The sequence below is a fragment of the Flavobacterium sp. B114r genome (assembly GCF_056824125.1).
The window spans coordinates 2,394,768-2,409,444 of record NZ_CP124858.1; the positions used below are offsets into that span (position 1 = coordinate 2,394,768).

9 protein-coding genes are annotated in these 14,677 nt (G+C 35.5%); 1 reads left to right on the forward strand and 8 read right to left on the reverse strand.

Annotated elements, in window-relative coordinates; translation table 11 throughout:
- Positions 1–44: 44 nt before the first annotated feature.
- Complete coding sequence (locus QLQ94_RS10415) at positions 45–3,107, reverse strand: DNA polymerase III subunit alpha (protein WP_271337819.1); 3,063 nt, start codon at positions 3,105–3,107, stop codon at positions 45–47.
- 3 nt (positions 3,108–3,110) lie between these two features.
- Complete coding sequence (gene dinB / locus QLQ94_RS10420; protein ID WP_271337817.1) at positions 3,111–4,292, reverse strand: DNA polymerase IV; 1,182 nt, start codon at positions 4,290–4,292, stop codon at positions 3,111–3,113.
- An 85-nt stretch (positions 4,293–4,377) separates the two neighbouring features.
- Here dinB and QLQ94_RS10425 point away from each other — a divergent pair, with 85 nt between their 5' ends.
- Positions 4,378–5,151, forward strand: a complete 774-nt coding sequence (locus tag QLQ94_RS10425; protein ID WP_072965029.1) for an XRE family transcriptional regulator — start codon at positions 4,378–4,380, stop codon at positions 5,149–5,151.
- Positions 5,152–5,466: 315 nt separating this feature from the next.
- On the opposite strand, the gene QLQ94_RS10430 is transcribed toward QLQ94_RS10425, so the two are convergent.
- The 6 genes from QLQ94_RS10430 to kdpB form a co-directional block, all read right to left on the reverse strand.
- The gene (locus QLQ94_RS10430; protein ID WP_271337815.1) at positions 5,467–6,228 is read right to left on the reverse strand and encodes a phosphatase PAP2 family protein; all 762 of its coding nucleotides are present in this window, start codon (positions 6,226–6,228) and stop codon (positions 5,467–5,469) included.
- 727 nt (positions 6,229–6,955) lie between these two features.
- Positions 6,956–8,677 carry a sensor histidine kinase gene (locus QLQ94_RS10435; RefSeq protein ID WP_271337813.1) on the reverse strand — a complete coding sequence of 574 codons (1,722 nt, stop codon included), beginning with the start codon at positions 8,675–8,677 and terminating at the stop codon, positions 6,956–6,958.
- Between the two features lie 102 nt (positions 8,678–8,779).
- Entirely contained in the window at positions 8,780–9,907 is a 1,128-nt protein-coding gene (locus tag QLQ94_RS10440) for a sensor protein KdpD (RefSeq protein WP_271337811.1), read from the reverse strand.
- 218 nt (positions 9,908–10,125) lie between these two features.
- Positions 10,126–11,202: a porin gene (locus QLQ94_RS10445; protein ID WP_482499680.1), complete on the reverse strand. Its 1,077-nt coding sequence runs from the start codon at positions 11,200–11,202 to the stop codon at positions 10,126–10,128.
- A gap of 731 nt (positions 11,203–11,933) precedes the next feature.
- Entirely contained in the window at positions 11,934–12,500 is a 567-nt protein-coding gene (locus tag QLQ94_RS10450) for a K(+)-transporting ATPase subunit C (protein WP_427402900.1), read from the reverse strand.
- A gap of 125 nt (positions 12,501–12,625) precedes the next feature.
- The gene (kdpB, locus tag QLQ94_RS10455; RefSeq protein WP_427402901.1) at positions 12,626–14,659 is read right to left on the reverse strand and encodes a potassium-transporting ATPase subunit KdpB; all 2,034 of its coding nucleotides are present in this window, start codon (positions 14,657–14,659) and stop codon (positions 12,626–12,628) included.
- Positions 14,660–14,677 lie beyond the last annotated feature (18 nt).

A 14,677-nucleotide genomic window follows, 5' to 3' on the forward strand; every position in this document is an offset into this window, starting at 1 on the left:
TTTATATAACGTAAAACTGATTCTTATTCTTGTCAAATTTTCAATTATGTTTTTTGAAATTTCATTCGGTGTCTGGGTAAATTAATTTCATGTGCCTGCGGATAAGGTTCCCGATGCGTAGGACTTACGTCTTCCTTGATCATTCGTTGTGTTTTGTATTGATCTTTAGCATCCATATAACGAGGATCAGGAATAAAAGGCATTTTGGCCATTTTAGTCATCGTGATAGTCGGAAAATGATAATCAACTTCGACAGTTCCCAATAAAAGATAACAACCGCCACCTTCAAAAGGAAATTTTGCCAGACAATCAGGAAAATGTGCCGTGTCAAAATAAGTACCTTCATGATCAATCCAAGTCCCAAAATACATGTTTCCTTTTTTAGTAGGAACTTGTTTTCTTGAGATTAGATACGCCAGCATTCGAACTTGTTTTTTATGATGAACCACTAAATCTTTAGCCATAATATCGCCGCGATGTTTGGTTTGCAAAAGGTCAAAAACAGTACAAGAAACAGGAAAACTCAGTAATTCAATTTCATCAAAAGCATCTTCATATAAAGAACGTTCTAGAGTTGGGAGCTTATATTCTTTAACAGGTTCCTGTAAAAGCATCAAACTTCTGTTTTCGGGTTTGAAATTGTTTAAAAGTAAACTGGCAACAACCAAAAGCTGATTTTTGGTTTTTCCTGTAAAGCGAAAAGCATCTATAAAAATCAAAATTTTTATGCTTTCAATCCCAATTGGAATACGATTGATAAAATCCTCCAAAGAAAGAAAGTCACCGTTTTTCTCCCGATCCGATTCAATTAAATGAGCCGTTTTCGATTCTAGACTCTGCAAATGCATAAAACCGAGATAAATATCAGTTCCGTAAACTGTAGTTTGATATTCGCTTTTATTGACACATGGATTAAGAATTGTAGCACCAGACATACGTGCTTCGTGTACATACACTTCGGTTCTGTAAAAGCCGCCCTGATTGTTGATAACCGCGGTCATAAATTCTACAGGATAATTAACTTTTAAGTACAAACTTTGATAGCTCTCTACAGCATATGAAGCCGAGTGTGCTTTGCAAAAGGAATATCCTGCAAAAGATTCGATCTGGCGGTAAATTTCCAGACTCAGACCTTCAGGATGTCCTTTTTGGGCACAACTGGCAAAGAAATTATCTTTTACTTTTTGAAGTGCTTCGAGAGAACGTCCTTTTCCTGACATGGCGCGACGCAGAATATCGCCATCAGCAGCCGGAAGACCGCCATAATGTTGAGCAATTTTAATAACATCTTCCTGATAGACCATAATACCATAGGTTTCACCAAGATGTTCCTTAAAAACTTCATGAAAATATTGAAACTGATCCGGAAAATTATGACGAAAAATATACTCTTTCATCATTCCGGATTGTGCCACGCCGGGACGAATAATAGAAGATGCAGCAACCAGAATTTTATAATTATCGCAATTAAGCCGGCGCAATAATCCACGCATGGCCGGACTTTCGATATAGAAACAACCAATGGTTTTGCCTTGTGCCAGATAAACATTGCATACAGCTTCATCTTTAGAGATCGAAGTATCCCGAATGTTCACTTTAATTCCTCGGTTTTTCTCGATTAGTTTTACGCTGTCATCAATATGACCAATTCCACGCTGACTTAAAATATCAAATTTTTCAAAACCAATTTCTTCGGCAATATGCATATCAAAAAGCACGATAGGAAAACCTTTTGGAGGCATTTCAAGAGGTGTATAATTGGTAAGAGGTTCTTCAGAAATAATGATTCCGCAAGCGTGCATACTACGCTGATTAGGATATTTATTCATCATCATACTGTATTCCTGAACCAACTTTACGATAGAATTTGTTTCGTGTAATGCCATGGGATTTTTTGCCAGCATGTCCAGTTCTTCTTTTGGAAGACCAAATACTTTTCCGACTTCCCTAAAAATTGACCGGTGTTTGAATTCGACATTCGTGCCGCAAAAAGCCACATGATTGCGACCATATTTACCAAAGATATATTCTAAAATAGTATTGCGTTCTTTCCAGCTCCAATCGATATCAAAATCAGGTGGACTTTTTCTGTTTAAATTCAAAAAACGTTCAAAATATAAATCCAGTTCCAGCGGACAGATGTCGGTAATTCCTAAACAATAGGCAATAATACTATTAGCACCGCTGCCCCGGCCAATGTGCATAAAACCCTGGCTGTTGCTATACTGAATGATATCCCAGGTAATTAAAAAATAACCGCTGAATTCTAATTCATCGATTACTTTAAGCTCTTTTTCAATGCGGGCTTTTGCCAAAGTATGGTTTTTACCATATCGCCAAATCAAACCTTCCTCAGCCAATTGAGTGAGTTTTGCAATATCAGTCTGACGATTTTTAGTGTAAAATTTCTTATTCTTTGGAGATTTAAAATCATATTCGAAATGACATGAATCTATTATTAGCTGCGTGTTCGCTATAATTTCAGGATAACTTTCATAATAAGGTAAAAGATCTTCTAAAACCAACATTTTTTCAGAAGTTCTGCAGTAATCAGATTCAGTTAGCTTCGATAATATGATGTTGGTATCAATCGCTCGTAGAATTTTATGCAGATTAAATTCTCTTTTGTTTGTAAAAGTTACAGATTGAAGAATTACCATTTTGGAAATTCTATTTTTAAATTCTAAAGTAAAAAGCTTGGAAATTTCCTCAGGTCGCATTCCGATAAATTCATTTTCGCGAAGTATTTTCGGAGCATTTTCTAAAGTATAAATTACAAAAACCGAATCAAATTCCGGAGCAATTACAGGTAAAGGTTCTCCACTAAAATTATGTTCCGTTAAAAAGCGATTCATTTCCCCTAATCCTTCAGCGTTTTTAGCCAGACCAATATATCTAAATTGATGATTACATCGAAACTCCATTCCCACAAGAGGTTTAATTCCAACTTTATCACAGGCTCTTATAAAATCATAAATTCCGGTTACAGTATTAATATCCGTAAGTGCCATAGCTTTTACACCGTAAGAAACGCCCTGCTCGATAAGTTTATCAAGAGGAATCGTGCCATAGCGAAGCGAATGAAAAGAATGACAATTGAGATACATGATTTATTTGATACGTTTTAAAATTTCATCTTTAGTATTTGGTTTAAAAGAAGCACCGGCACAACGCATTACAGCATCAAAACCATAACGGCTTTTCATTTTGTCCATCGCTGCATAAAGCGATAACATTTCCTGAGTATCCTCAAAAAGATCAATTTGATATGTTCCGCGAACCAATCCGCTAAAGCGAATACCAATCAAACGTAATCGCATACGACGCTGATACACTTTATCAAATAACTCCATTACATTTTTGGTCAGTATATGATCTGCTGATGTATAAGCGATTTTGCATTGTTTGGTTTCAGTATCAAAATTGGCATAACGTATTTTTACCGTGATGGTTGAAGTTAGCCATTGTTCTGATCGAAGTTGATAAGCTAATTTTTCGACCATTCCAACCAATATCGATTTTAGCATGATAATGTCTATTGTGTCCTGAGAAAAAGTATGTTCTGTAGAAATAGATTTTCTTTCGGTATATGGTTCCACGGGCGTGTTGTCAATTCCGTTCGCTTTTTTCCAGATATCCAAACCGTTTTTACCAATCATTTGCTGTAAAACTTCGGGAGGCATTTCAGATAAAGTCTGAATTTTACGAACGCCAATTCGTGATAAAAGCTGAAAAGTGACATTGCCAACCATAGGGATTTTCTGGATCGATAACGGATTTAAAAAGGCTTGTACATTTCCTTGCGGAATTTCCAGATTTCCTTTTGGTTTGCCTTCGCCGGTTGCAATTTTAGAAACCGTTTTATTAACAGATAAGGAGAAACTAATGGGTAATCCGGTTTCTTTAATAACCGATTGTGCCAATTCATCTGTCCATTTATAACTCCCATGAAATTTATCCATACCGGTAATATCGAGATAAAATTCATCGATACTGGCTTTCTCCATTATCGGTGCTTTTTCCTGAATAACCTGCGTAACATCATGTGACAATCGAGAATATAATTCCATATCACCTTTCATTATTTTGGCTTGCGGGCAAAGTTTCATCGCCATATGAATAGGCATTGCAGAACGTACTCCAAAATAACGTGCTTCGTATGAACAAGAAGCGACAACACCACGATCACCACCACCAATGATAAGCGGAATACCTCTTAATTCTGAGTTGGTTAGTCTTTCGCAGGATACAAAAAAAGTATCCAAATCCATGTGTACAATTGCCCTTGTCATCTCCTTGTTTTTGTATGAAACAAAATTAGTACAGATGATAACATTTTTTTGTATATTTGTTGTTCCAAATTATAACAAATTAATTATGTCCTTATTTTCAGATAACATCAGAGCATTGAGGGTTAAGCATAAAATATCTCAGGAGAAATTAGCTGAAAACCTTAGAATTACCCGAGGAAGATACGTTAAGTACGAAGATGGAACCTCCGAAGCACCATATGATATCTTAAAGCAGATTGCTTTATATTTTCATATGAGTATTGATTTACTACTGTCTGTGGATATACGTAAAATCAATATAGAAAACCTGATAAAATTAGAAGGCAACCGACTTATTTTGCCCATACAAGTAGATAGTTTTGGCGAGAATTATATCGAAATTGTATCCCAAAAAGCAAAAGCGGGTTATCTAAACGGATATGCAGATCCGGAATATATAGAGAGTCTGCAGCAGGTTTCCCTTCCGTTTTTAGGACCGGGAAAACATCGAGGATTTCCTGTAGAAGGAGATTCGATGCCGCCACACGAAGACGGATCGATTATCATTGGCCGTTATGTAGAAAGGTTAGGAGAAGTAATGGATGGCAGGACGTATATCCTGATTACCAAAAATGAGGGAATGGTCTACAAACGTCTCAATAAAAACAAAAAGAATGCTTTGGTTTTGGAATCAGACAATCGTTTTTACCCGAATTATGAAGTAAAAGCCTCAGATATTTTAGAAATCTGGGAATACGAATGCAACATTGGCCGTAGTGATAAACGTCATGAACAAACAGAATCTCAAAGTATGAAAGATTTACTTTTGGAGGTGAAAAGGGAAGTGATGGAGATTAAGAATAATACGTCGAATACATAGAAAAGTTTTTTGCCACTCCCGATAGCTCAATGTCATTAAGTTAAGGAGAAATCTGTAAAATTACTTAACCGTTTAATCAAGAAAGTAATTAGAAAAATCTGTTTTTATCAGCGTTTTCGCTTTAGCGAATCAGTAAAATCAGCGTCTAATTTTGACGCGGATAAAACAGATTTACTTCGTAAAAACGCGGATAAAAACGGATTTGATCTGCAATGATTTTATTTTTTAAAAGCTTAACTTAATGACATTGCTCGATAGCTATCGGGAGTAGCTTTAAATAAACTTTGTGCCTTAGCTCCTTTGTGGCAAAAAATTCTAAAAAACCTTCACAAAACCCAATCCATATTGTTGTCCATTATAAAAAGGCATTACCATAGAAGTTGATTTATTTTCAGAGGATGATTTGAATAATTTTCTGGTAATATACGGATTCATCCAATACGCCAATTTAGTACTCAAAATCCCGATTCCGGCTCCGGCGGCAACATCTGTTAACCAATGGCGGTTGTTGTAAATTCTAAATAATCCCGTTCCGGTTGCTACGGCATAACCCGCGATTCCATACCAAATTGATTTGTCTTTGTATTCCTGCCATAAAAACTCAGCTCCGGCAAAAGCAGTTGCAGTATGACCTGAAGGGAAAGAATTATTCGAGCTTCCGTCCGGACGTTCTTCATGAACAATCGATTTTAATCCTAAAACTGTCGAAGCCATGATAACATACGAAGTCACAAAAATGACAGAGCGATCGCGCATATTGTTTTTGCCTTTTACACCAAAAGCGTTCAAAGCATAAACAGAAGCTGCAGGCGCATATTGAGAGAAATCATCAATAGTGATTTTGTTATCAATATCTTCGGTAACTTCATTTTTGATTTGGTGATTGAAACTTAAGAGCTGATCGTTTGCAATACCAATAACACCGTATCCAATCAATACACCGGGAATAATCAATTGTTTGTAATTGAATTTTAATTGATGTGACGTACTGTCAATTTTTGTTATGGAGTCGTTTTGTTGTGCATTTGTATTCAAAACACCAAATAAAAATACCAGAGAAATCGCTTTGTAAAACATCTTGCGTTATTGTTATAAGTTGCAATAATAACGAATGTATGATCTAACTATTTTGGACTTAATCTAACCTTAAGCGAATATTAATTTCTTGGTTTTAAATGAGATAGTTTGATTAAGATTGGCTAAATATTGGGAGGTGAAATGTTCAATATCAATGACAATATCAAAGCAAACATGTTCAATTGAAAAGGTGTAGTTCCTACGGAACAAATATATGGTTGGTGATTTTTTCTACCAACATATAATCTCTCCGAGATATACTTAGTTAGGAGTTAAATGTTGGTAGAAAAAACAACGAAGTATTTTGTACCAAATATAAATCTCTCCGAGATATACTTAGTTAGGAGTTAAATATTGGTAGAAAAAACAACGAAATATTTTGTACCAAATATAAATCTCTACGAGATATACTTAGTTAGGAGTTAAATGTTGGTAGAAAAAACAACAAAATATTTTGTACCAAATATAAATCTCTCCGAGATATACTTAGTTAGGAGTTAAATGTTGGTAGAAAAAACAACAAAATATTTTGTACCAAATATAAATCTCTCCGAGATATACTTAGTTAGGAGTTAAATATTGGTAGAAAAAACAACGAAATATTTTGTACCAAATATAAATCTCTCCGAGATATACTCCGTTAGGAGTTAAATATTGGTAGAAAAAAACAGCGATCAGTAAAAATGTCCCGTAGGGACTACACCTTGCAAAGTTTTACAGAAAAAAACTAAACCTTCAACGAAAACCAAAAAGTACTTCCTAAACCTAAATTGCTTTCAACGCCAACGGTACCATTTTGAGCCTCTATAAATTCTTTGCTGATGGCCAATCCCAATCCGGTTCCTGATTTCTGACTACCGGGTATCTTAAAATATTTATCAAAAATCTTGTCTTTAAATCTTGTTTCGATTCCTTTTCCGGTATCGATCACCTGAAATACAATCTGATTATTTTCATTTTTTAATTTGATAATAATTGTACTTTTTTCAGATGAATAGGTAATTGCGTTTGAAAGATAATTAATCAAAACCCAGCCCGTTTTTTCACTGTCAGCTTTCACATCTTGCAGATTTTCATCGGCATCAATAATCAGTTTAATTTGTTTTTGATCTGCCTGAACTTTTACGGCTTCGGTAGCATAATTTACAATTGCATACGGATTACTTTTTTCGATATTCAGCTGAATATTTCCTGTTTCTAATTGCGATAGATTTAGTAATTCGCCAGTTATTTTCAATAATCTTTGACTGTCATCTTTAATGCTTTCGACCAATTGTTTCTGATCGTCGTTCATATCACCTGTTTTTGCATTTTCAAGCAATTGTAAACTCAGTTTTATAGACGCAATTGGCGTTTTTAATTCGTGTGAAACCGTTGCAATAAAATTCGTTTTTGCAAAATCAAGTTCTTTAAATAAGGTAATATTTCGCAGAATTATAACATCGCCAATATTGATTTCTTTTTCTTCTCCGGTTGGCGTTATTGTGATGTTGATGGTTTCTTTATCAAAATAACTTTCTTTTCCATGGGCGAAAATTTTCATTGGTTGTTTTTTCTGAGAATCAGTTGCTAATTCTTTCAAAATCAAAGAACGAATCAAGTCATTCGATAAAGCCAATGTCGAAGCTGAATGGCCAATAACATCTTCAGATTTCATTCCGATAATTTTTAGCGCTTCATCATTTGCAAACAAAATAGTACCTTCATTATCCAGCCCAATGATAGGATCGTGCATATTGTTAATAAGCGTTTCGAGTCGTTTTTTCTCAAAGAATAATTTGTACAAATTACTATTGTTGTATTCCTGGAGTTTTTGTGCCATTGTATTAAACGATTTTGCCAGATCTCCATACTCGTTGTGATTGGTGAAATGCACACGTTCCGAATAATTTTTATTTGCAATTTCTTTAATACTCTGAGTCAATTCCTTAATTGGGTTGGCGATATTATTAGGTAGATTTATCAGTAAATTAAAGGCAATTAAAAAACACAAAGTTCCCACAATGGCAATCCATAAATTGGCAGTTTCTGCAGTATGTTTGGCGATATCACTTTTTTGCTTTATGGCATCGAGATTGAGTTTCATAATCGCAAAAATATCTTGTCTGATTTGTGTTTTTAGAGCCTCGTTAGAACTGTTTTTTTCTAAAAGAGCAAAGCTTTTCTCTAGATTAGCTGTTGCTTCTTTTTCTCCGGGTTCAGTAACATTTTGAGTCTGTTTTGCAAGATATTCTCTAAAAGTATGTAGCTTCTTATCTGTAGTCATTTTAGTTTCATCCAAAGACAAAATCATATTTCTCGAATATTCAAGCGTATTATAATTCGCTTTCAGAATATTTTCCGTGTCTGCTTTTATCAAAAAAACAGAATATCCACTCACTAATGAAAGTATGATAATCATTAAAAATAACAATCCAACTCCCAGATTCAATTTAGTTTTAATTCTCATGACGTTTATTTAAAAACAAGTTTTTTATATATGAACCATTAAGTTATTAAGTTGCATAAAGTCAAAGCTTAATCTTTCTTAATCTCTTAATGGTAAAAAAATTTACGATAAAATAACAAGGTCTACATTCGATAAAGACAGACTATTCAATAATCGTCTGAAAATCGTTGTAGACAAAATTACTTTAAATAAATTCAAATGTGGTTTCCCGATGCAAACAGTTGTAATATGTTTTTCTTCAACCGCAATCAAAATCGCTTCTGCAATATTTTTATTTTCTAATTTAATAACTTCGGCACCTAATTGCACCGCCAATTTAAAATTATTGATTAAATGACGTTGTTTGTCTAATGCAATTTTAATGCTGCTTTCTTTAGGTGTTTCTACATATAAAACATACCACGATCCGTTGTAATAACTTGCCAAACGTGCCGCTTTTCTAATTACAATTTTAGCTGTTTTATCATTACTGCTAATGCAAGCCAGAAGTTTTTCATGTCGTAAAGCATGTAGATTAGGCACTTCGCTTTCGACTTTTCGAACCACCTGACTGGCTACTTCTTTCAGAGCCAATTCACGCAATTGCAAAATCTGATCTGATTTAAAGAAATTTGTCAAAGCTGTCTGAATTTTATCAGCCGTATAAATTTTTCCTTCTTTCAAACGTGCGATCAAATCTTCAGCCGTCAAATCGATATTCACCACTTCGTCTGCCAATCGCAAAACATTATCCGGAATGCGTTCCTGAACATCAATTCCCGTAATCCGTTTTACATCTTCATTTAAACTCTCGATATGCTGAATATTTACTGCCGAAATCACATTGATTCCTGCTTCCAGAATTTCAAGAACATCCTGCCAGCGTTTTTCGTTTTTGCTTCCTTCAACATTCGTATGTGCCAATTCATCGACAATTACGACTTCAGGTCTTAGATTGATAATCGCCTGCACATCGAGTTCCTCGAGCTCTTTCCCTTTATAGAAAATGGTTCGCCGTGGAATCACAGGCAAACCAGATAAAAGCTCATGCGTTTCCTTTCGCATATGCGTTTCGATGTAACCAATTTTCACATCAATTCCGTTCTTCAATAACGAATGTGCTTCCTGCAGCATCCGATACGTTTTACCCACACCGGCACTCATGCCAATGTAGACCTTAAACTTTCCTTTTCGTGATTTCTGAATTAAATCGAGAAAGTGCTGTGCGTTATTTTCTTTTTCCTTTTCCATAGTATTCGCCGCGAAGACGCTAAGACATAAAGTTTTTTAATTTTTTTTAGCCACAGATTTCACAGATTAAAAGGATTTTTAAATGGCTTTGTGTAGATTTATTTGCCACGAATTACACAAATTTCCGCGAATTATATTTAAATAAAAAATTAGTGAAAATTTGTGTAATTCGTGGCGAAAAAAATCCGTTTAATCTGTGAAATCTGTGGCTGATAATACTAGAAACTAATCGCCAACGAAGTCGTTACAAACATATTTGTATCCGTTGGAAGATTGTCTTTTGTAAATATCTCATCTTTACTTGAAAGATTTCTTGCTTCTAATCTAAACATTACATTATCAGTAACTAAGTAATCAAAGTTAGCTGAAAATCCGTAAGTTTTAAAACCATTTGGAGTTCCTGTTGCGATAATAACTCCTTTTTCATCACTATAATATTCACCACGCGCTGCAAGCTGAATTTTATCCGTTGGTTTGTATTGCAAAATCAAAACAGGCGAAAACCACGTATCATATTTAGTACTGTTTTTGGCCGCTTGTTGAGAACCAATATCAAAACCAGCCGTAACATTTGTTTTATCCGTTACTTTAAATTGTCCGTAAAAGTTATTAAAGTAGCGCCATTTTTTGTCAATATCCGGTTGTTCATTTCCCACATAAGTACTCCAGTTCAAAACCACCCTGTCCGTTGGTTTGTAAGTAACCTGCGTTCCAAAAGCAGGCGTTTGATTGCCTTTTACTTTTTCAATACGTTGCCAGCCATTCAAATACATTCCGGCCAAATACCATTTTCCAGATTCTGATGTATAACCAATTTTAACTCCCGTTTCATAATAAGGTGAGTTTTCAGCCAGAATACTTCTAGTCAAAGTAGGGCAATCTTTCCCAATAGCACTTTCGAAACCTATGTGTGCCGGCATAATTCCCGCATCAATCCATAGATTATGACTTTGCGAAATTTTCACCCCCACATTTGCCTCATAAATATTTTTCAATAAACCTTGTTCTGCTGCCATGTTGTATTCGGCATAAGTTCCTGCCATTAGGGCAAAATTTCCACGAACATTATCTTTTTGATAGTTCACTTTTGCCAAACCTAAATTGATATTCAATTCATTGCTTTTATTATAATTGTAAAAAAAGCTCGGGCGAGTATGATTGTCTGGTTTCCCGAAATCATAACTATAATAAACGTCTACATATCCTGAAAACGTAAATGGACTTTTTGTTTCTTCCTGAGCGTGTAAATTGGTAAAACCAAAGGCAATTAAAGCCGTAAGTATAATTTTTTTCATTTTTTTAATGTGGTATTCAAACCCGACAGTTCTCTAAACTTATCACGTTTAATTAATTTTATTAGTAGGTTTTTTTGGAGCTAATCCCGCTATCCGTTTCAATCTTTTTCTTTTTAAAGAAAAAAGAAAAAGGATTTCCACTACTATCGGGGCTAGGGCACTTGAGGCTAAAAAGGGTGATTAGTATCCTAACAGGTTTTTAAAACCTGTTAGGTATTTAATTTTAGCGTTCCAATAGATCAACGCACAGATTTGTCATCCCGAGGAACGAGGGATCTCTGCAAGTAGCTCCATAAAGTACGTCGCCATTTTTGTCGAGTTTCTAGTGGAGATCTTCATTCCTCCGCATGACGAAGTTTGTGGTTATTCTATGATTAATGGTTGACGCTGATTTTCATATCTGTAATGTTTTGAAAACCTTGCAGGAGAAAACCTTAGAATTGATGAACGCATCACTTTGTCATACCTAACAGGTTTTAAAAACCTGTTAGGATAATCCATAAACTACGTTGCCATTTTTGTCGAGTTTCTAGTCGAGATCCCTCGTTCCTCGGGATGACGAAGTTTGTGGTACTCTATGAATAATGGTTGATGCTGATTTTTCATACCTGTAAGGTTTTGAAAACCTTGCAGGAGAAAACTCAGAATTGATGAACGCATCACTTTGTCATACCTAACAGGTTTTGAAAACCTGTCAGGATAAAAACCTTAGAATCTTAGCGACTCAGAACCTAAGAACCTTTCTTAGAAAGCTCATCCAAAGCCACATTCAATTCCAACACATTAACTGTTGGAGTTCCCATAACTTTTGGAGTATTAATTTTAGATTCAACTAAGGCTTTCACTTTATCTTCGGATAAATTTCTTTCTTTGGCAACACGTTTTATCTGAACCAAAGCACCTTGAGGAGAAATATTAGGATCTAAACCACTTCCCGAAGCCGTAACCATATCAGCAGGAATCTCTGATTTTCTTAAATAAGGATGAACAATCAGAAAAGTATCAATTCTTTTTTGAACCACAGCCAGATATTCAGCATTGCTTGGTCCTTTGTTACTACCACCACTTCCGGCAGCATTATAATCTACAGCCGAAGGGCGTCCCCAGAAATAATTGGATTTATCGAATTTCTGACCAATTTTTTGGTACCCAACCACTTTTCCGTTAACCGAAATAGTTTCTCCTTTTCCCTGATTCGGAGCAAATTGTGCAATTCCATAAATGGCTAAGGGATAAATAATGGCCAACAGAACCACCATAAGAAGGGTGAATTTTAATATTGAAAATATATTTTTCATTTTTTTTGAGTTTCTAAGGGACTAAGTCTCTAAGTTTCTAATATTTTTTTTGAAGATTCTGAGCGGTAAGTTTCTAAGACACTAAGAAAAAAACTTAGAAACTTAGCAAATCAGCGCCTTAGTAGCTACATAAAAAGCGCTACAGCCAAATCAATTAATTTAATACCGATAAAAGGAATGATCAATCCGCCTAAACCATATATCAATAAGTTTCTTTTTAAGATAGCACTTGCTCCGATTGGTTTATAATCAACACCTCTCAACGCTAATGGAATCAATATTGGAATGATGATCGCATTAAAAATCACTGCTGATAAAATCGCACTTTCCGGACTGTGCAAATGCATGATATTCAAACCTTCAAGCGCAGGAATCGCAGTAATAAAAAGAGCAGGAACAATAGCAAAATATTTCGCAACGTCATTTGCAATAGAAAAAGTAGTTAAAGTTCCACGAGTCATTAAAAGCTGTTTTCCAATTTCGATAATCTCAATAAGTTTTGTTGGGTCATTGTCAAGATCGACCATGTTTCCGGCTTCTTTTGCGGCCTGAGTTCCGCTGTTCATCGCAACACCCACATTAGCTTGTGCTAGGGCAGGAGCATCATTCGTTCCGTCACCCATCATGGCAACCAGTTTACCCAGGTTTTGCTCGTTTTTGATATAGTTCATTTTATCCTCAGGTTTCGCCTCGGCAATAAAATCATCAACACCGGCAGCTTCAGCAATAAATTTCGCCGTTAGTGGATTATCTCCCGTAACCATTACCGTTTTAACCCCCATTTTTCTCAAACGGTCAAAACGTTCTTTCATTCCGGTTTTGATGATATCCTGTAATTCGATAACACCTTGTACCTGATTGTTTTTAACCACCACTAATGGAGTTCCTCCTTTAGACGAAATATCAATTACTTTTTGAGCAGTATCTTCAGGGAAAGTATTTCCAGCCTGAAGCGAAATGTTTTTTGCAGCATCCTGAGCTCCTTTTCTAATATTGGTTCCGTCTTTTAAAATAACTCCGGAAGTTCTCGTTTCAGCGGTAAATTTAATTAAAGTAGCACCTTCAATAGATAATTTATTGGCAGTTTCGGCTCCTGCCAATTCCACGATACTTTTCCCTTCCGGAGTGTCATCTGCTAGTGAACTTAACACAGCAGATTTTATAAAATCTTCTTCAGATACGCCTTTTGCAGGATAAAAATTCGTTGCTTTTCTGTTACCAATCGTGATTGTTCCGGTTTTATCCAAAAGCAATACATCAATATCTCCGGCAGTTTCAACTGCTTTTCCGGATTTTGTAATTACATTGGCACGCAACGCTCTGTCCATACCCGCAATACCAATAGCAGAAAGTAAACCTCCAATTGTAGTTGGAATCAAACATACAAACAAAGAAATAAAAGCCGCAATCGTGATGGGTGCATTTGCATAGTCGGCAAACGGTTTTAGCGTAACGCACACAATCACGAATATTAAAGTAAATGCGGCTAATAAAATGGTTAAGGCAATTTCGTTTGGTGTTTTCTGACGGCTAGCACCTTCAACCAAAGCAATCATTTTATCCAGAAAGCTTTCGCCAGGTTCAGAGGTTACAATCACTTTAATTTTATCAGACAGTACTTTTGTTCCTCCGGTTACAGATGATTTATCACCACCGGCTTCCCGAATTACAGGAGCACTTTCTCCCGTAATGGCGCTTTCGTCGATAGTAGCTAAACCTTCGATAATTTCACCATCTGTTGCAATTAGATCACCTGATTCACAAACGAAAATATCTCCTTTTTTCAATTCTGATGAACTGATGTTTTTGATATCTCCGTTTGGCAAAATTTGTCTTGCAGGAGTTTCTTCCCGTGTTTTTCTTAAACTATCCGCTTGTGCTTTTCCTCTGGCTTCGGCAATAGCCTCTGCAAAATTGGCAAACAAAAGCGTTGCTAATAAAATTAAAAACACAATTAAATTATAGACAAAACTACCCTGATCTGTTGCTCCCATTAAAATGGAAATACAAACGGCGAACATAATGGCAGTTCCTATTTCTACGGTAAACATTACCGGATTTTTGATCATCATTTTTGGATTCAGCTTCACAAAAGATTGCACTAGGGCTTCTTTTACTTGCTTACTTTCAAACAATGAATTGGATTTATTAGTTGTCATTTTCTTGTAAAAAGTTAA